Here is an 18027-nt window from a genome sequence, read left to right as displayed (position 1 = left end):
TGCCTTTCAGGGCCCCGCCGGAAGGTTCCGCCGGGGCTCTCGCCTATCAGGGTGGAGCCCTCCCGGGCCTCTTCCGGACCCGAGGTGTCGCAGGTCAGGCTGGTGATGACCGAATTCGCAAGACAACACACGGGGGTTGATCCGACATGCGCGGAACCACACGGACATCAAGGACCGTCGCCGCGGGGGCGCTGGCCGTCGCCGCACTGCTGCCCGCCGCCGCCACGAGCGTCGCCGAGGCCGCGCCGGGACGGCTGGGGGAGTGTGCCACGGGCGAGCTGTGCCTGTGGGAGAAGGAGGACTTCCAGGGCGTACGCCACACCCATGAGCTGTCCGACACCGATATCGAAAGCTGTGTCTCCCTCCCCGAGGGCGTCACCGCCCACTCGCTGGCCAACCGGACCGGCCGGCCCGTGACCACCTACCAGTCCGCCGTGTGCGGCACGACCGGGGAGTTCGAGACGTATCCGGGCAAGGGCGGGACCTGGACACCCCGCACGCCCTACCGCGTCAGGGCCTTCAAGATCTGGGAACGCTGACCCGGAAGGGGCCGCACCGACAAGGACAGCGGTACGAGTACGGGTGCGGGCGGCGGCCCCACAGGTTCCGCCGCCCGCACCCGGCAGGCAGAGCACACACCGAACGGTCAGGCGTCGCCGCCCGCCGCCCCCGGGTCCGCCGCCGCCACGTCCAGCAGCTGATAGCGGTCCACCGCCTGCTTCAGCGCCGACCGGTCGACCTTGCCCTCCCCGGCCAGCTCCGTCAGCACTCCGAGCACGATCGACTGCGCGTCGATGTGGAAGAAGCGGCGGGCCGCGCCCCGGGTGTCCGCGAAGCCGAAACCGTCCGCGCCCAGCGACTGGTAGCGGCCCGGCACCCAGCGCGCGATCTGGTCCGGGACGGCGCGCATCCAGTCGGAGACCGCCACGAACGGTCCCTGCGCGCCGGAGAGCTTGCGCGTCACATACGGCACCCGCTGTTCCTCCTCCGGGTGCAGCAGATTGTGCCGCTCGACCTCGACGGCCTCCCGGCGCAGCTCGGTCCAGGAGGTCGCCGACCAGACGTCCGCCCGTACGTTCCACTCCTCGGCGAGGAGCCGCTGTGCCTCGATCGCCCACGGCACGGCGACGCCCGACGCCATGATCTGCGCCGGCACCGCGCCGGCCTCGCCCCGCTTGTAGAGGTGAATGCCCTTGAGAATGCCGTCCACGTCCACCCCGTCCGGCTCGGCGGGGTGCTGGATCGGCTCGTTGTAGACGGTCAGGTAGTAGAAGACGTCCTCGCTCGCCGGACCGTACATCCGGCGCAGCCCGTCCTTGACGATATGCGCGATCTCGAAGCCGTAGGCGGGGTCGTACGCGACGCACGCCGGATTGGTGGAGGCCAGCAGATGGGAGTGGCCGTCCGCGTGCTGGAGCCCCTCGCCGGTCAGGGTCGTCCGGCCGGCGGTGGCGCCCAGGACGAAGCCGCGCGCGAGCTGGTCGGCCATCTGCCAGAACTGGTCGCCGGTCCGCTGGAAACCGAACATGGAGTAGAAGACATAGACCGGGATCAGCGGCTCGCCGTGGGTGGCGTACGCGGAACCCGCCGCGATCAGCGAGGCCGTGCACCCCGCCTCGGAGATGCCGTCGTGCAGCAGCTGCCCGGTCGGCGACTCCTTGTACGCGAGCAGCAGCTCACGGTCCACCGACTCGTACTGCTGCCCCAGCGGGTTGTAGATCTTGGCGGTCGGGAAGAACGAGTCCATGCCGAAGGTGCGGTACTCGTCGGGGGCGATCAGTACGAAACGCCGGCCGATCCCCTTGTCCCGCATCAGGTCCTTGAGCAGCCGTACGAACGCCATGGTCGTGGCGATCGACTGGTGGCCCGAGCCCCGGCGCACCGCCGCGTACGCCGTGTCGCCGGGCAGCTCCAGCGGCTTGGCCCGGACCACCCGGGTCGGTACGTACCCGTCCAGCGCACGGCGCCGGTCGTGCATGTACTGGATCTCCTCGGAGTCCCGCCCGGGGTGGTAGTACGGCGGCGGGCCGTCCTCCAGCCGCTGGTCGGAGATGGGCAGATGCAGCCGGTCGCGGAAGCCCTTCAGGTCCGCGACCGTCAGCTTCTTCATCTGGTGGGTCGCGTTGCGGCCCTCGAAGTTCGGCCCGAGAGTCCAGCCCTTGACGGTCTGCGCCAGGATCACCGTCGGCTGGCCCTGGTGCGCCTTGGCCGCCGCGTACGCCGCGTACACCTTCCGGTGGTCGTGGCCACCGCGGCCCAGATGCAGGATCTGGTCGTCGGACATGTTCTCGACCATGGCGCGCAGCCGCTGGTCGTCACCGAAGAAGTGCTGACGGATATACGCGCCGGTCTCCGTGGCGTACGTCTGGAACTGACCGTCGGGTGTGGTGTTCAGCCGGTTGACCAGCACCCCGTCCCGGTCCTGGGCGAGCAGCGGGTCCCAGGAGCGGTCCCAGACCAGCTTGATCACGTTCCAGCCGGCGCCGCGGAACTGCGACTCCAGCTCCTGGATGATCTTGCCGTTGCCGCGCACCGGGCCGTCGAGCCGCTGGAGGTTGCAGTTGACGACGAAGGTCAGATTGTCCAGGCCCTCCCGGGCGGCGATGGACAGCTGGCCCAGCGACTCGGGCTCGTCCATCTCGCCGTCGCCGAGATAGGCCCAGACATGCGAGGCGGAGGTGTCCGCGATGCCGCGCGCCGCCATGTAGCGGTTCATCCGCGCCTGGTAGATCGCGCTGAGCGGGCCGAGGCCCATCGACACGGTCGGGAACTCCCAGAAGTCCGGCATCAGCCGCGGATGCGGATAGCTGGACAGCCCGTACGGAGCCCTCGACTTCTCCTGGCGGAACGCGTCGAGCCGCTCCTCGCTCAGCCGGTCGAGCAGGAACGCGCGGGCGTAGATACCGGGGGAGGCGTGCCCCTGGAAGAAGATCTGGTCGCCGCCGTCACCGGCGTCCTTGCCCCGGAAGAAGTGGTTGAAGCCCACGTCGTAGAGGGAGGCGGAGGAGGCGAAGGTGGCGATGTGGCCGCCGACCCCGATGCCCGGCCGCTGTGCGCGCGAGACCATCACGGCCGCGTTCCAGCGGGTCGCGTTGAGGATCCGGCGCTCGATCTCCTCGTTGCCGGGGAAGAACGGCTCGTCCTTGGTGGCGATGGTGTTGACGTAGTCCGTGCTGCGCATCTCGGGCACGGCGACCCGCTTCTCGCGGGCGCGTTCGATCAGCCGCAGCATCAGATAGCGGGCACGTTCCCGGCCGCGCTCGTCGACGGCGGCGTCGAGCGAGTCGAGCCATTCCCGCGTCTCTTCGGGATCGAAGTCCGGGACCTGGCTGGGAAGGCCGCCAATGATGATCGGGTTGCGATCGGATCCGGAAGCCACTCTGTGTCCTTCACTGTTCGAGGGAGGGTCACGTCACATACGCCGCGTCCATCGTGTACCGCCCCGGTGGAGAACGTCATCTCTACCGAGAGGTAACCCACACCCGTGCCGGTTCAAATCGCAACTTTACGCCCAACCCGTGCATGTGTTCCGTTCGGTCGTCCGGGTCCGATTGACGGACCGAACCGGCATACGATGACAGAAAAGGAGGAAGTGTATGGCCTGTGTCACGGCGTGTGAGGGCGAAGTGGCAGGAGATGCCACGAAGGCGCCCGGATCGTCACCGTTTCGGCGGTCTCGGCGGCCGGGTACTTGCGCGATCCGCTCCGTCCGTGTGGACTACGGCCAATGCCCCGCGTACGCGCGCGGCCGAAGCATTTATCCGAAACATGATTCAGGAGGCAATCCGTGAGCGCGACCGCGGACCACGCGGAGGAACGGACCAACCCTGCCGCGAGGCTTGGGTTCGAACCCGGACAGGTGGTCCAGGAGATCGGCTACGACGACGACGTCGACCAGGATCTCCGCGAGGGCATTGAGTCCATCATCGGCCAGGACCTCGTCGACGAGGACTACGACGACGTCGCGGACGCCGTCGTGCTCTGGTTCCGTGACGAGGACGGCGACCTGACGGACGCGCTGGTGGACGCCATCGGTCTGTTGGAGGACGGCGGCGTGATCTGGCTGCTGACTCCCAAGACGGGCCGTGACGGCTACGTCGAACCGAGCGACACCAGCGAGGCCGCCCAGACCGCCGGCCTGTCCCAGACCAAGGCCATCAGCGTCGCCAAGGACTGGTCCGGCAGCCGACTGGTCGCGCCCAAGCGCTGACTCCGAGCGCCGCTACAGGCGCGCAGCCGCAGCCGCCCGCGACCCCCGGCCCACAGCCCGGGCCCGGGTCCCGGCCCCGGGCCCCCGCCGACCCACTGTCGGCGGGGGCCCCGTGCGTCCGCGCGTCCGTGCGTAGGGTGGACGGCGACAGCCGGGCCCGTGCGAAGCGGCCCGCCGGGAGAAGAAGGACGTGCACCATGGCGATCGAGGCCGGCAGCCCCGCCCCGGACTTCGCGCTCAAGGACAACCACGGGCGGACCGTACGGCTCTCCGACTTCCGCGCCCCCGGCGCGGCCCGCAACGTCGTGCTGCTCTTCTACCCGTTCGCCTTCACCGGCGTCTGCACCGGCGAACTGCGCGCCCTGCGCGACGGGCTCTCCTCGTTCGTCAACGACGGCACCCAGCTGCTCGCCGTCTCGAACGACTCCATCCACACCCTGCGCGTCTTCGGCGACCAGGAGGGTCTGGAGTTCCCGCTGCTGTCCGACTTCTGGCCGCACGGCGAGGTCTCACGCGCCTACGGCGTCTTCGACGAGGAGAAGGGCTGCGCCGTGCGCGGGACCTTTGTCATCGACCGGACCGGCACCGTGCGCTGGACGGTCGTCAACGCCCTGGCGGACGCCCGGGACCCCGACGCGTATGTCCGGGCCCTGGCGGCCCTCTGAGGGCGCGTGCCCGGGGCCGTACGCACGCCCGTTCCGGTCCCTCCGGCGAGGAATCGTTGTTCCGGCTGTCGAAATCCTGTCGTATCGGGGAACCGGTCCATAGGATCCAGACGTTGATCGGATGCCAACGCACCAAGGGGCGCCCGGCTCGGTTGCCGGCCCCGAGAAACCATAGGGAGGACTCGTGGGAGTCAGCCTCAGCAAGGGCGGCAACGTCTCGCTGACCAAGGCCGCGCCCAACCTGACCGCGGTCACCGTCGGTCTGGGCTGGGACGCCCGTACGACCACCGGCAGTGACTTCGACCTCGACGCCAGCGCCCTGCTGACGAACACCGAGGGCAAGGTCGCCACCGACGGCAACTTCGTCTTCTTCAACAACCTCAAGAGCCCCGACGGCTCCGTCGAGCACACCGGTGACAACCTCACCGGTGAGGGCGAGGGCGACGACGAGGCGATCAAGGTCAATCTCGCCTCGGTTCCCGCGGATGTCGACAAGATCGTCTTCCCCGTCTCGATCTACGAGGCCGAGAGCCGCCAGCAGTCCTTCGGCCAGGTCCGCAACGCGTACATCCGCGTCGTCAACCAGGCCGACAACAACGAACTCGCGCGGTACGACCTGAGCGAGGACGCCTCGACCGAGACCGCGATGGTCTTCGGCGAGCTGTACCGCAACGGAGCGGAGTGGAAGTTCCGCGCGATCGGCCAGGGGTACGCCTCGGGCCTGCGCGGTATCGCCCAGGACTTCGGCGTCAACGTCTGAGCGGCGCCCGAGCAGCGGCCGGGCCCGGCGCCGCACCTCCCGTGCGGCGCCGGACCGCGTCCCGCCCGCCATCGGTAACTCCGGTCAAGTCGGTAAGTTCAGTAAGAGGCGTTCAGTAAGAGGCACAGAGCGACAGCGCCGACCGTACGCACGGCAACACATCACCTCGGGGAGGACTCACCATCATGGGCGTCACACTCGCCAAGGGAGGCAATGTCTCCCTCTCCAAGGCCGCGCCGAACCTCACCCAGGTGCTGGTCGGACTCGGCTGGGACGCGCGCTCCACCACCGGAGCCGACTTCGACCTCGACGCCAGCGCGCTGCTCTGCCAGAGCGGCCGGGTTCTCGGCGACGACTGGTTCGTCTTCTACAACAATCTGACCAGCCCGGACGGCTCCGTGGAGCACACCGGTGACAATCTGACCGGTGAGGGCGAGGGGGACGACGAGTCGGTTCTGGTCAACCTCTCCCAGGTGCCGGCCCACTGCGACAAGATCGTTTTTCCGGTGTCGATCCATGACGCCGACAATCGCGGCCAGACATTCGGCCAGGTCGCCAACGCTTTCATCCGCGTGGTCAATCAGGCCGACGGACAGGAACTCGCCCGCTACGACCTGAGCGAGGACGCCTCCACCGAAACGGCGATGATCTTCGGCGAGCTGTACCGCTATGGCGGTGAGTGGAAGTTCCGTGCGGTTGGCCAGGGGTACGCGTCCGGGCTGCGTGGTATCGCCCTAGACTTCGGGGTCAATGTTTCGTAAAGCGGCGCACTGCGAAAGCAGCGTTCTGTGCGGGGGAACTCCCGTTCATCACACATGGGGTACCGAGTGATCCTGAAAACCTTCGGCTGGTCGTTCGCCATCACGGCGCTCGGCCTCGCCTTCGCGGCCTGGCAGTGGGGGTGGCAGGCGTTCGGGGTCGTGCTGATCCTGTCGGTCCTCGAAATTTCGCTGTCCTTCGACAACGCGGTGGTCAACGCCGGAATCCTGAAGAAGATGAATGTCTTCTGGCAGAAGATCTTCCTCAGCATCGGCATCATCATCGCGGTCTTCGGCATGCGTCTGGTGTTCCCCGTCGTCATCGTCGCGGTGAGCGCCAAGGTCGGCCCCATCGAGGCCGTCCAGCTGGCGATGCAGCACCCCGACCAGTACAAGGACCTCGTCACCGACGCGCACTCGGCGATCGCCGCCTTCGGCGGTATGTTCCTGCTGATGATCTTCCTGGACTTCATCTTCGAGGAGCGGGAGATCAAGTGGCTGGGCTGGCTGGAGCGCCCGCTGGCCAAGCTCGGCAAGGTCGACATGCTCTCGGTCTGTGTCGCGCTGATCGTCCTGCTCCTCTCGGCCATGACCTTCGCCACCGGCGCCCATGTCAGCACCGGCCACGAGGACAAATCGGCCACCGTGCTGCTCGCCGGGGTCGCCGGACTCATCACGTACCTCATCGTGGGCGGTCTCTCCAGCTACTTCGAGAACAAGCTGGAGGAGGACGAGGAGCAGGAGCACGAGGCCGAGGAGAAGGCCAGGGCCGAGGGCAAGCAGGTCTCCGCCGTCGGACTGGCCGGCAAGGCCGCGTTCTTCCTCTTCCTGTACCTCGAAGTCCTGGACGCCTCCTTCTCCTTCGACGGCGTCATCGGCGCCTTCGCCATCACGAACCAGATCTTCTGGATGGCGCTCGGTCTCGGCATCGGCGCGATGTACGTCCGGTCCCTCACTGTCTATCTGGTCCGCCAGGGCACCCTGGACGACTACGTCTACCTGGAGCACGGCGCGCACTACGCCATCGGTGCGCTCGCCGCGATCCTCCTCGTCACCATCGAGTACTCCATCAACGAGATCATCACCGGCCTGGTCGGCGTCGTTCTCATCGGAGCCTCCTTCTGGTCGTCCGTGCGCCGCAACAAGGCGCTGGCGGCCGAGGGCGGGGACAAGGATCAGGACGAGGACAAGACGGCGCTTCACGCCTGAGCCGGTGCGCCGGTGAGCCCTCGTATGAGCCGGTCCTCCGGGGTGTGATCCGGAGGGAAATCAGGGAACGCTCTCTTCGGGGCGGCCATGAGGCATGAGCCCACGGCCGCCCCGTTGTTCTGTGTGCGTTTGTTCTGTGCGCGTACGGCGAGTTGGTGTGCTGGATGATGGCGAGTTCGACAAGAGATCGGGGTGGGGGACATGGCCTTCTGGGACAATCTGTGGCAGGGACAGCGAGCATCGCAGTTCGATTCGGGCAACGCGGCGTCCAACTCCATCGAGCTGACCAAGCGGCGTCCGACGGTCTCGCTCTCCAAGCAGGGCGCGGCGACCGGCAATCTCCGGGTCAACCTCTCGTGGCAGATGCGCACATCGGACATCGGTGAGCGGTCGCGGCAGGGCAACCGGCTGCTGAGCAACCCGCTGAAGCTCTTCAAGCCGGAGATCGTCCAGGGCCACACCCTGGGCGTCGTCAACGTCGACCTCGACCTGGGCTGCATGTACGAACTGGCCGACGGCACCAAGGGCGTGGTCCAGCCGCTGGGCAACCTCCTCGGGGACCTCAACGGGCCGCCGTTCGTCAAACTCAGCGGCGACGACCGGTTCGGCGCCTCCTCCGGCGAGACGGTCTATGTCAACCTCGACCAGCGCGACGCGATCAAGCGGCTGCTGTTCTTCGTCTACATCTACGACCAGACGCCCGCCTTCGACCGCACGCACGCGCACATCACGCTCTACCCGAGCAACGGCCCGCGCATAGAGATCGACCTCGACGAGCAGGCACCGCAGGCCCGTTCCTGCGCGGTGTTCTCGCTGGACAACGTCAAGGGCGAGCTGGTCGTCCGCCGCGAGGTGAAGTACGTGTACGGATTCCAGGCCGAGCTGGACCGGCTGTACGGCTGGGGCCTCCAGTGGGGACGCGGCTACAAGACGAAGACCTGAGCGGGGGGCTGGGCTCCTACCGTACGAACTGCGGGCCCATCGGGGGCAGTCGGAAGCCGGGGTCGGGCGCGGGGGCGGCGGCAGCGGCCGGCTGCGGATAGCCGTACGCGGGCCGGGGCGCCGACACCGGCTGCGGATAGCCGTACGGAGGCGGCGCGGCGGGCAGCGGGGGCTGCGGATAGCCGTACGCGGGGGCCCCGGCCGGCGGTGCGGGCGGCGGCGGGATCGTCGGGATCAGCGCGGTCTCCTCGTCGTCCGACGGCGCGCCGGCGAAGGCACCGGGGGCCGGGGCCGGAGAGGCGTCGGCCGACGGGTCGGCGCCCGGCTCCGCCTCGGCGTCCGGGTCCTCCTCCGAGTCGTCGACCGAGATACCGAACGCGGTGGCCAGCCCGACCAGCCCGGTCGGATAGCCCTGCCCGACGGCCCGGAACTTCCAGCCGTCCCCGCGCCGGTACAGCTCGCCGCAGATGATCGCGGTCTCCTCGCCGGTCTCCGGCCGTACGTCGAAGACGGCCAGCGGCTCGCCGTCGGGCGAGCCCGCGTCGTACAGCAGGATCCGCAGGTCCTCCACGTGCTGGAAGCTCGCGCCGTCCGAGGACGCCGCCAGCACCACCTGCTCGACCGAGGGGTCGAGCCCGACGAGATCGGCCTCGACGCTGTCCGTCAGCGCCTCGCCGGCCTGCTTCTTCGGCAGCCGGCGCACCAGCCCGGAGGGATGGCGCGGCTGGTTGTAGAAGATGAAGTCCTCGTCGGAGCGCACCCGGCCGCCGGGCCCGAGCAGCAGGGCGGACGCGTCCACGTCGGGCACCCCCGGCCCGGGGGACCAGTGCAGTACGGCGCGTACCGCCATGGCGTCGAGGGGGACGTTCGAGCCCTTGAGCATCGCGTGCGTCATACCCGACATCCTGCCTTCCCGGGCCCCGCGCGGACAACGTGGGGCCCGGCGAGGGCTGGGAGCGGCCGGTGGCGCGGACCGGTAGCGCGTATTCCGCACCCATGGCGCGGCGTGATGTGGACGAGTTACCAGGAATTCATCCACCTGGGGAACTCTTGACACTTGCCCGTACGTACTATTACCGGCCACCTGCCCGAACGGGCCATAACGGCAGTACAGGGGATTCACCATGCGTCACTTCGGGCATATCCCGCCCGCTGCCCGAAAGGGCCTGTTCCACCAGGAGCCCGGCGAGTTCACGGCCGACTCTCCCTCAGCGCTGCTCTCCGTCGCGCTCGGCGCGACCCTCTACAGCCCCGCGACCCGGCCCCGGCTGGCGGACGACGTGGTGAAGCAGGTCGGCGGGGGCGTCGTGTCCATGGTGCTCTGCCTGGAGGACTCCATCCACGACTCCGAGGTCGAGGCCGCCGAGGAGAACCTCGTCCGGCAATTCGCCGACCTCGCGGAACGCGTCGGGAGCGGGACTGAGGGCGGTGCCGACGGCGTCTCCGGGACCCCGCTGCTCTTCATCCGCGTCCGCGAGCCCGAGCAGATCACCGACCTGGTGCACCGGCTCGGCCCGACGGTCCGGCTGCTGTCCGGATTCGTACTGCCCAAATTCACCGAGGTACGCGGTATCCCCTTCCTGGAGGCCCTCGCCGACGCCGAACGCGCCTGCGGACGCACGCTGTACGCGATGCCGGTGCTCGAATCCCCCGAGCTGCTGCACCTGGAGACCAGGACCGAGACGCTCGCGGGCATCGCCGGCGCCGTCGACAAACACCGCGACCGGGTGCTCGCGCTGCGCCTCGGCGTCACCGACTTCTGCTCGGCGTACGGCCTGCGCCGCTCGCCCGACATGACGGCGTACGACGTACGGATCGTGGCCGGGGTCATCGCGGACGTGGTGAACGTACTGGGACGCGCCGACGGCTCCGGTTTCACGATCACCGGCCCGGTCTGGGAGTACTTCCGCCTCCAGGAACGCATGTTCAAGCCCCAGCTGCGCCGCAGCCCCTTCCTGGAGGGCCGCGCCGAGGAGCTGCGCGCGACCCTGATCGAGCACGACCTCGACGGACTGCTCCGCGAGATCGCGCTCGACCGGGCCAACGGCCTTCTCGGCAAGACCTGTATCCACCCCTCCCATGTGCCGCCCGTCCACGCGCTGTCGGTGGTCAGCCACGAGGAGTTCAGCGACGCCCGGGACATCCTGCGGCCCGAACGGGACGGCGGCGGAGTGCTGCGCTCGGCGTACACGAACAAGATGAACGAGGTGAAGCCGCACCGCGCGTGGGCGGAGCGGACCCTGCGGCGGGCCGAGGTCTTCGGCGTCGCGCGCGAGGACATCGGCTTCGTGGAGCTGCTCGCCGCGGGACTCGCCGCGTGACCGGGCGGGAAGAGGGACGGGAAGCCGGTCAGGAAGCCGGGCCGGTGTGGTCGGGGACGTGGGTCGCCGACCGGCTGGGGGTGGAACTGGCCGGGAGTGCCGGGAGCGCCGAGGCTGATGGGGGCGGCGGGGGTACTGTTACGGACGAGCCGCGGGATCTGCGGGATTTGCGGGACCTGCTGGGGCTGGCGTTGCGCCGTAACCCCAAGCGCGCGCATCTGCTTGTCTCGAATGTGCTGGGCAAACATGTGCCCCAGCGTCCCGAGGTCGTATACGGCACCGGGCTCGGCCTCGGTGAGCGCGTACGGCGGCTGCTGGGCGCCGAGGTGGCACGCGCGGTGGTCCTCGGCTACGCGGAGACCGCGACGGGTCTCGGCCACGCGGTCGCGGACGGAATCCGCCACGCCCCCTATCTGCACTCCACGCGCCGGCCGGTGCCGGGAGTCGCGCGGGCGGGCGGCTTCGAGGAGTCGCACTCGCACGCCACCTCGCATCTGCTGCTGCCGTCGGACCCCGGACTGCTCGCCACGGACGGTCCGCTGGTCCTCGTCGACGACGAGTTCTCCACGGGCAACACCGTGCTCAACACGGTTCGCGCGCTGCACGAGCGCTATCCGCGCGCGTGGTACGTGATCGTCGCCCTGGTCGACATGCGCTCGGCGGCCGATCAGGGGCGGCTCGCGGAGTTCGCCCGGGAGATCGGGGCACGGGTCGATCTGGTCACGCTGGCCTCCGGGACCGTACGGCTGCCGGACGGCGTCCTGGCGAAGGGCCAGGCGCTGGTGGCGGAGTACGAGGCGCGGGCCGCGGCCTCTGTGCCGGCTGCTGCGGCGGCCTCCGTACCGGCTCCGGCTGCCGCGTCCGTTCCGTACGGTCCCGTGTCCCGGGCCGTGCTCGGCTGGCCGGAAGGGGTTCCCGATGGCGGGCGGCACGGCTTCACGCCCGCTCACCGGGCGCGGCTGGAGGCCGCGCTGCCCGCGATGGCGGACGCCGTCGCCGCCGTACTGGGCGAGGGCGTGCGGCGGGTGCTCGTGCTGGGCTTCGAGGAGCTGATGTACGCGCCGCTGCGGCTGGCCGAGGCCCTGGAGCGGCGGGCGGGCGGGAGCGACGACGGAGCCGTCGAGGTGCGGTTCTCGACCACGACCCGGTCGCCCGTCCTCGCCGTGGACGACCCCGGTTACGCGATCCGCACCCGGCTCGTCTTCCCCGCGCACGACACCGCCACCCTCGCCGAGGAGGACCGGAGCGGCGACCGGTACGCGTACAACGTGGCGGGCGGCGGCTTCGACGCCGTCGTCGCGGTCGTCGACTCCCTCGGCGACACCCCCGAACTCCACGCCCCCGGCGGCCTGCTGGCGCGGCTGGCGGCGCATGTCCCGCGCGTGGTGCTGGCCGCGATCCCGTCGTACGTACCGCCCGCGCCCGTACCCCTCGCGCCCGTACTCCCCGTGCCCGTACTCCCCGCACACGCGCATCCCGAACGGCAGGAAGAACCCCCCATGCTGCCCGAACCCCTCCGCGGCCCCGCCTTCTCCTCCTACGCGCCCGACGACGTCGGCTGGCTCCTCCAGGACCTCTCCGACGTGCGGCTGGAGGCCCCCACCGAGGAGCGTGAGGAGGCCATACAGAACGGCGGCGCGCACTACGCCGAGTCGCTCCCCGTCGAGTACCAGCCCAGCGAGCGGTACCAGCGCCTCTTCACCGCCGCCCTGGACACCTCGGCGGCCCGGGTCGCCCGCGCCGTCGGCACCGTCACGGAGACGGTCCTCGCCGAGCGGTCGCCGCGCCCCGTCCTCGTGTCGCTCGCCCGCGCCGGTACGCCCGTCGGCGTCCTGATGCGCCACTGGGCCCAGCGGCGGCACGGCCTCGATCTGCCGCACTACGCCGTCTCCATCGTGCGCGGCCGGGGCATCGACGCCAACGCGCTGCGCTGGCTCGCGGCCCACCACGACCCCGCCGATGTCGTCTTCGTCGACGGCTGGACCGGCAAGGGCGCCATCACCCGCGAACTGGCCGAGGCGCTGCGCGAGTTCGACGGGTTCAACCCGGAGATCGCCGTCCTCGCCGACCCGGGCGGCTGCGTACGGACGTACGGCACGCGGGAGGACTTCCTCGTCCCGTCCGCCTGCCTCAACTCGACGGTCTCCGGGCTGATCTCCCGTACGGTGCTCCGCGCCGACCTGGTCGGCCCGGACGACTTCCACGGCGCGAAGTACTACCGCGAGCTGGCCGGCGCCGATGTCTCCGGGCGCTTCCTGGAGACCGTCGAGGCCCGTTTCGACGAGGTCGCGGACGCCGTGGACATCGAGGTCAAGGAGCTGCTCGCGGCGGACCGCGCCCCCACCTGGGAGGGCTGGGCGGCCGTCGAGCGGATCAGCGAGGAGTACGGCATCCACGACGTGAACCTCGTCAAGCCGGGCGTCGGCGAGACCACGCGCGTGCTGCTGCGCCGGGTCCCCTGGAAGATCCTCGCGCGGCGCGGCGCGGGCGCCGACCTCGACCATGTCCGGCTGCTGGCCGAGCAGCGCGGCGTACCGGTGGAGGAGGCCGACGGCCTCCCGTACACCTGCGTCGGGCTGATCCACCCCCGGTTCACGCGCGGCGCGACGGGCGCGGACGGCACGGCGGTGGCCACCTCATGACCACTGCCGTTACCGGTACGGGCGGTACCGCCGCTGCCGAGACCGCTGCCGCTCCGGTCCTGGTCGCCAGCGATCTCGACCGTACGCTCATCTACTCGGCCGCCTCGCTCGGGCTCACCGGGCCGGACGCGGCGGCGCCCCGGCTGCTCTGCGTCGAGGTGTACGAGCACCGGCCCCTGTCGTATGTGACGGAGACGGCGGCGGAGCTGCTCGCGCGGCTGGCCCGCGCCGCCGTCTTCGTACCGGCGACGACCCGGACCCGCGAGCAGTACGGACGGGTCCGGCTGCCCGGCCCGGCGCCGGAGTTCGCGATCTGCGCCAACGGCGGGCACCTGCTGGTCGACGGGGTGTCCGACCCGGTGTGGCGGGCGGCCGTGGCGGAGCGGCTGGCGGCCGGGTGCGCGCCGCTGGCCGAGGTCAGGGCGCGGCTGCTGGCCACCGCCGACCCCGCGTGGCTGCTCAAGGAGCGGACCGCCGAGGATCTCTTCGCGTATCTCGTCGTCGACCGCGAGCGGCTGCCCGGGGGCTGGGTGGCGGAGCTGACGGAGTGGGCGGGCGAGCGGGGCTGGACGGTCTCGCTCCAGGGCCGCAAGATCTACGCCGTACCGCGCCCGCTCACCAAGAGCGCGGCGATGCGCGAGGTGGCCCGCCGGACCGGCGCGCAGCTGACACTCGCCGCCGGTGACTCGCTGCTGGACGCCGATCTGCTGCTGGCGGCCGACCGGGGCTGGCGGCCCGGCCACGGCGAACTGGCGGACGGCGACTGGAACGCCCCGGGGGTGACGGCGCTGGCGGAGAGGGGGGTGGCGGCGGGGGAGGAGATCCTGCGGCGCATGGTCACGGTCGCGGAGGACCGGATGGGCGCGGGGGACGTGCGTACGGCGGTCTGACCTGGTCGGCCCGGGCGCGGGCCGGGCGGTCAGCCGGTCGGCCTGCCGCCGTACGCGTACGTATCGCGGGTCCGGTTGCACGTGTACGGCCGGACCCGCCGCGTTCAGCCGCAGCAGCCGCCCCCGCAGCAGCCGCCCCCGCCACCACCGGCGGCCGGGGCGGGCGCTCCGGCGGCGCCGGCGCCCTTCGCGCTGCCGCCGACCGCGACGGTCGAGAGCAGCTTGATGGTGTCGTCGTGCCCCTCGGGGCACGCGGCGGGGGCCGAGGACTCGGCCATGGGCCGGGTCAGTTCGAAGGTGTCACCACAGGACCGGCAGCGGTATTCGTAGCGAGGCATGGGCCCAGGCTAGTGCCTCGGGTCTCGGGTCTCGGGGGCACGCCTCCGTTCAGCCGACGGGCAGTTGGCGGTGGCTGCCCGCGCGGGCGCGTTGCTCGCGCTCGGCGTCCTCGGGGTGGCGGGCGCGCCAGTACGGGTTGTTGTGCGGGAGGGTGGCGCTGACCCGGCCGAACATGCCGAAGAACATCAGCAGCACCCCGACCACAAAGCTGAACAGCACGTTCTGGATGTGGAAGGCGAGGAAGTTGTAACTGGTGTCCAGCAGCGCCAGATTCACGAATCCGCTGGCGATGAAGAGGATCCCGAAGACCATGTTCAGCGTCGAGGCGGTGTTGCCGCCGATCACCATGCCCACCAGGAGGATCAGCCCGACGCAGATCGACAGCACACTCAGTGTGCCGTTCGCGTTGAGGCCCGCGACCTCCTGGCCGCCGGTGCCGAAGAAGCCGATCTTGTCGACCAGTCCGAGGATGCCGAAGACGATCAGGAAGAGCCCCATCAGCCCGGCGCCGACGCGGTAGACCTGGTTGAGGCGGTGGTCGAGCGGGAGCTGCGAGTCGAGCTTCACCCGCCGCCGGTGCCAGCGCGCGCGGCGCGGGCTCTGGCGGGGCTCGTGGTGCAGCAGGTGGTACTGAGGATAGGGGGACCGGTCGTGCCGTGCGGGCGGTCCGGCTGCCGGAGGTGTCACTGGGGTGGCCATGGAGGGGCCTCCTTGGGACGAATCCGAAATCCAGTGGTCGTTCCAGCATCAGCCCGGCCGGGCCGTCGGACAACTCAGAGGGGCTCGGGCCGCCGGGGCGCTCGTACGACGGGAGCCGCCGGGCGGCTCGGGCGCCGTCCCGTTGGCTCAGGCCCCCGTGCCCCGCTCCTCGCGGATCTCCGAGACGACCCGCGCGGCCGTGTTCCGTACCGCCTCCGTCTCGGTCAGGAACTGCCAGTAGTCGGGGTGGCGGCCCTCCAGCGCGGCCACCGCCCGGTCCAGCCGGGCCACGGAGTCGTCCAGCGGGCGGGCGTGCCGGGGGTCGGGGGTGTGCCGGCCGGTCATGGCCAGCCGCTGGGCGTCCCTGACCGCGAAGCGCGTACGGTCGATCTCCTGCTGGGGATCCTTCGCCACGGCGTTCAGCCGGCGCAGCCGGTCGCCGGCGGCCGACACCGCCTCGTCCGTACCGTTCAGCAGCGCGCGGGCCGTGCCGAGCCGCGATGTCGCGTCCGCCCAGCGCTGCTCCGCGCGCGCCTCGGCGGCCTCCTTGATCTTCTCCTCCGCCTGCCGGACGCTCCGCGCCGCCTGCTCGGGAACGTGCTGGAGGTCCTGCCAGCAGGCGGCGGCGAAACGGCGGCGAAGCTCGCTGAGGACCGGGTCGACGGTGCCGGCGCGGGTCGTCAGGGCCTGGGCGCGGGTACGCAGCGACACCAGCCGCCGGTCGATCTCCTGGGCGCGCTCGGGCAGCCGCGCCGCCTCGGCCCGTACGGCGTCGGCGGCGTGCACCACCTGCTCCGCGCGCTGGATGGTCTCCGGCACGCCGTGCCGGCCCGCGCCCTGGTTGAGCTTGGTCAGCTCGGGGGCGAGCGCCGCGAGGCGGGCGGCGAGATCGTCCGCCCGCAGTCCGGAGCCGCGCACCGCGTCGAGCGCGTTGCTCGCGGCCAGCAGCGCCTGCCGCGCCCGCTCGACGGCGGGGGCGAGCCGCGCGAGCTGTGTCTCGGCCTTGTCGAGCAGCGGGGTGAGGCTCTGGCCGAAGCGGTCGAGGTCGGTCTTGACGCGGGTCAGCTCGTCCTTGGCCTTTGTCAGCTCGTCCCGCGCCTTGGACGCGGTGGACGGCTCCAGGTCGTCGCGGTCCAGGTCGTGCGCGTCCACGGCCTCGATGTAGGTGTGGCTGGCCGCGTCGATCCGCTCGCCGAGCGCCGCGAAGCCTTCGGCGGCGCGCCGGGCGGCGGGCGAATTGTCCACCGCCGTGATCGTCTCCATCGAGATCCGCAGATCGCGCTGGGCGGTGTCCAGCTCGTAGAACGCGGCGGCGGCGGCGTCCTTCGCGGCCTGGGCGTCGGCCCGCAGACTCTCCCCGCGCCCGCCGAACCAGCGCCGGGTGCCACCGCCGGCGAAGGCGGCGGGGGCGGCGGCGAGGAGGAGGGGGACGGGGAGGAGCAGGAGCGCGAGGACGTCGGCGAGGGGGCGGGTGCGGGGCGTCCGGGGGCCGCGGGTGGGGGTGCCGGGCGTACGGGTGCCGGTGGCACCGGGCGTACGGAGGCTGCGGGTGCCGGGCGTACGGGCATCGGGTGTGCCGGGCGTACGGGCGCCGGGTGTGCCGGGGCCGGGCGTGCCCGGCGTACGCGGGCCGGTGGCATCGCGCGCACGGGGGCCACCGCCCGCGTGGTTCGCGTCTCCCGGGTCATGGGCGACCGCACGCGCCCGCGCCGCGCCCTCCGCCGTGGCTCTCGCTCCTGCGTGCGGCTGCGCGTGCGCGTGTGTCGCCGTCACATCCCTCTCCCGTGCCGATCGCCATGGCCTGGTTCATTCTCCCACCAGGTATGAACGAACACACGGGCCGGTCAGTTCGCGCTTCGCACCGTGATCTTCCCGTTGTCGCTGCGGGCCTTCACCACATGCGGACTGTTCGCGTCCCTTTCCACGTCCACCTCGACCCGGCCGTTGTCCGAGGACGTCGTCACCGCGTACGAGCCGCCCGGCGGCACGACGATCTCGGTCCGGCCGTTGTCACTGAGGGTGTCCACGTGGTCGGGTACTTCGCTGAATCCGAGCCGGATCGCGCCGTTGTCGGACCTGACGGTCACGGTGCGCGAGGAGACGTTCCGCGCGGTGACGCTGCCGTTGTCGCTCTTGAGGTCGAGCGGTCCGCTGGAGTCGGCGACGGTGATCGAGCCGTTGTCAGAGGCCAGCTTGAGCGCGGTGGTGAATCCGGTCGCCGTCACCTTGCCGTTGTCGCCCGTCAGCGTCACGGCGACACCGCGCGGCACCTTCACCTCGTTCCGGGAGGAGCAGTCGCTGCTGAGGCCGGAGCACTTCACCTTGAGCGTGAGCGTGGCCCCGTCCATCTTCCAGACGCCCTTGGGCCCGCTGCCGAGCAGCACCCAGCCGTCGACCTGGCGGGTCACGTCGACCGAGGTCACATCGGCGGGCACGAGATCGATCTCGGCGTTCTCGGCGTCGATGGTCAGCGTCTTCCCCTCGAACGCGAACGACTTCTTCTCCTCCGGCGCCCCGGAGGGATCGCTCCCGCACCCGCTCACGACCAGCGCGGCGACCAGCGCCCCGCCGGCCGCCATGAGCGTCGTACGC

16 protein-coding genes are annotated in these 18027 nt (G+C 70.9%); 10 read left to right on the top strand and 6 right to left on the bottom strand.

Annotation, left to right across the window (positions count from 1 at the left end; genetic code table 11):
• Nucleotides 1-146: 146 nt before the first annotated feature.
• Nucleotides 147-539 carry a peptidase inhibitor family I36 protein gene (locus DVK44_RS07930; protein ID WP_114659007.1) on the top strand — a complete coding sequence of 131 codons (393 nt, stop codon included), beginning with the start codon at nt 147-149 and terminating at the stop codon, nt 537-539.
• A 107-nt stretch (nt 540-646) separates the two neighbouring features.
• Here the strand turns inward: DVK44_RS07930 and aceE are convergent, their stop codons facing one another.
• On the bottom strand, nt 647-3379 hold the full coding sequence (gene aceE / locus DVK44_RS07925) for a pyruvate dehydrogenase (acetyl-transferring), homodimeric type (RefSeq protein WP_114659006.1): 2733 nt from the start codon (nt 3377-3379) through the stop codon (nt 647-649).
• Between the two features lie 408 nt (nt 3380-3787).
• On the opposite strand from aceE, the gene DVK44_RS07920 reads away from it, so the two are divergent.
• The 6 genes from DVK44_RS07920 to DVK44_RS07895 all read left to right on the top strand — a co-directional run bounded on the left by DVK44_RS07920 (nt 3788) and on the right by DVK44_RS07895 (nt 8544).
• Nucleotides 3788-4210, top strand: coding sequence for a DUF3052 domain-containing protein (locus tag DVK44_RS07920; protein ID WP_114659005.1), 423 nt, complete (start codon nt 3788-3790; stop codon nt 4208-4210).
• Nucleotides 4211-4407: 197 nt separating this feature from the next.
• Nucleotides 4408-4875, top strand: coding sequence for a peroxiredoxin (locus tag DVK44_RS07915; protein ID WP_114659004.1), 468 nt, complete (start codon nt 4408-4410; stop codon nt 4873-4875).
• Nucleotides 4876-5059: 184 nt separating this feature from the next.
• Nucleotides 5060-5635 (top strand): TerD family protein, encoded by a 576-nt coding sequence (locus DVK44_RS07910; protein ID WP_114659003.1) that lies wholly within the window; start codon nt 5060-5062, stop codon nt 5633-5635.
• Between the two features lie 185 nt (nt 5636-5820).
• Complete coding sequence (locus DVK44_RS07905) at nt 5821-6396, top strand: TerD family protein (RefSeq protein WP_114659002.1); 576 nt, start codon at nt 5821-5823, stop codon at nt 6394-6396.
• A gap of 66 nt (nt 6397-6462) precedes the next feature.
• On the top strand, nt 6463-7602 hold the full coding sequence (locus DVK44_RS07900; protein ID WP_114659001.1) for a DUF475 domain-containing protein: 1140 nt from the start codon (nt 6463-6465) through the stop codon (nt 7600-7602).
• A 201-nt stretch (nt 7603-7803) separates the two neighbouring features.
• The gene (locus DVK44_RS07895) at nt 7804-8544 is read left to right on the top strand and encodes a TerD family protein (RefSeq protein WP_114664982.1); all 741 of its coding nucleotides are present in this window, start codon (nt 7804-7806) and stop codon (nt 8542-8544) included.
• A 16-nt stretch (nt 8545-8560) separates the two neighbouring features.
• Here DVK44_RS07895 and DVK44_RS07890 read toward each other — a convergent pair whose 3' ends face one another.
• Complete coding sequence (locus tag DVK44_RS07890; protein WP_114659000.1) at nt 8561-9439, bottom strand: TerD family protein; 879 nt, start codon at nt 9437-9439, stop codon at nt 8561-8563.
• Between the two features lie 229 nt (nt 9440-9668).
• On the opposite strand from DVK44_RS07890, the gene DVK44_RS07885 reads away from it, so the two are divergent.
• The 3 genes from DVK44_RS07885 to DVK44_RS07875 are packed head-to-tail and all read left to right on the top strand — an operon-like array spanning nt 9669 to nt 14397.
• Entirely contained in the window at nt 9669-10865 is a 1197-nt protein-coding gene (locus DVK44_RS07885) for an HpcH/HpaI aldolase/citrate lyase family protein (RefSeq protein ID WP_114658999.1), read from the top strand.
• Nucleotides 10862-13507: a phosphoribosyltransferase gene (locus tag DVK44_RS07880; RefSeq protein WP_114658998.1), complete on the top strand. Its 2646-nt coding sequence runs from the start codon at nt 10862-10864 to the stop codon at nt 13505-13507. The genes DVK44_RS07885 and DVK44_RS07880 overlap by 4 nt, the downstream gene beginning before the upstream one ends.
• Complete coding sequence (locus DVK44_RS07875) at nt 13504-14397, top strand: HAD family hydrolase (protein WP_228447035.1); 894 nt, start codon at nt 13504-13506, stop codon at nt 14395-14397. Before DVK44_RS07880 ends, DVK44_RS07875 begins: the two co-directional genes overlap by 4 nt.
• Nucleotides 14398-14501: 104 nt before the next feature.
• Here DVK44_RS07875 and DVK44_RS07870 read toward each other — a convergent pair whose 3' ends face one another.
• The 4 genes from DVK44_RS07870 to DVK44_RS07855 all read right to left on the bottom strand — a co-directional run bounded on the left by DVK44_RS07870 (nt 14502) and on the right by DVK44_RS07855 (nt 18014).
• The gene (locus DVK44_RS07870) at nt 14502-14735 is read right to left on the bottom strand and encodes an FmdB family zinc ribbon protein (RefSeq protein WP_114658997.1); all 234 of its coding nucleotides are present in this window, start codon (nt 14733-14735) and stop codon (nt 14502-14504) included.
• Between the two features lie 49 nt (nt 14736-14784).
• Nucleotides 14785-15435 (bottom strand): DUF4383 domain-containing protein, encoded by a 651-nt coding sequence (locus DVK44_RS07865; protein WP_114658996.1) that lies wholly within the window; start codon nt 15433-15435, stop codon nt 14785-14787.
• 147 nt (nt 15436-15582) lie between these two features.
• A complete protein-coding gene (locus DVK44_RS07860) occupies nt 15583-16878 on the bottom strand; it encodes a hypothetical protein (RefSeq protein ID WP_114664980.1) in 1296 nt (431 codons plus the stop codon).
• Between the two features lie 401 nt (nt 16879-17279).
• Nucleotides 17280-18014 (bottom strand): DUF4097 family beta strand repeat-containing protein, encoded by a 735-nt coding sequence (locus DVK44_RS07855; RefSeq protein WP_114658995.1) that lies wholly within the window; start codon nt 18012-18014, stop codon nt 17280-17282.
• Nucleotides 18015-18027: the final 13 nt, after the last annotated feature.

It is taken from the genome of Streptomyces paludis, from assembly GCF_003344965.1.
GTDB lineage: Bacteria > Actinomycetota > Actinomycetes > Streptomycetales > Streptomycetaceae > Streptomyces > Streptomyces paludis.
The sequence above is the reverse complement of the archived record's forward strand: the minus strand, read 5'-3'. Positions and strand labels throughout refer to the sequence as shown.

Bases quoted from the DNA above. Each gene is read 5' to 3' on its own strand.
- DVK44_RS07905 (WP_114659002.1), top strand. From the start codon at position 5,821: ATGGGCGTCACACTCGCCAAGGGAGGCAATGTCTCCCTCTCCAAGGCC.
- DVK44_RS07930 (WP_114659007.1), top strand. From the start codon at position 147: ATGCGCGGAACCACACGGACATCAAGGACCGTCGCCGCGGGGGCGCTG.
- DVK44_RS07890 (WP_114659000.1), bottom strand. From the start codon at position 9,439: ATGACGCACGCGATGCTCAAGGGCTCGAACGTCCCCCTCGACGCCATG.
- DVK44_RS07865 (WP_114658996.1), bottom strand. From the start codon at position 15,435: ATGGCCACCCCAGTGACACCTCCGGCAGCCGGACCGCCCGCACGGCAC.
- DVK44_RS07895 (WP_114664982.1), top strand. From the start codon at position 7,804: ATGGCCTTCTGGGACAATCTGTGGCAGGGACAGCGAGCATCGCAGTTC.
- DVK44_RS07875 (WP_228447035.1), top strand. From the start codon at position 13,504: ATGACCACTGCCGTTACCGGTACGGGCGGTACCGCCGCTGCCGAGACC.
- DVK44_RS07855 (WP_114658995.1), bottom strand. From the start codon at position 18,014: ATGGCGGCCGGCGGGGCGCTGGTCGCCGCGCTGGTCGTGAGCGGGTGC.
- DVK44_RS07870 (WP_114658997.1), bottom strand. From the start codon at position 14,735: ATGCCTCGCTACGAATACCGCTGCCGGTCCTGTGGTGACACCTTCGAA.
- DVK44_RS07915 (WP_114659004.1), top strand. From the start codon at position 4,408: ATGGCGATCGAGGCCGGCAGCCCCGCCCCGGACTTCGCGCTCAAGGAC.
- DVK44_RS07885 (WP_114658999.1), top strand. From the start codon at position 9,669: ATGCGTCACTTCGGGCATATCCCGCCCGCTGCCCGAAAGGGCCTGTTC.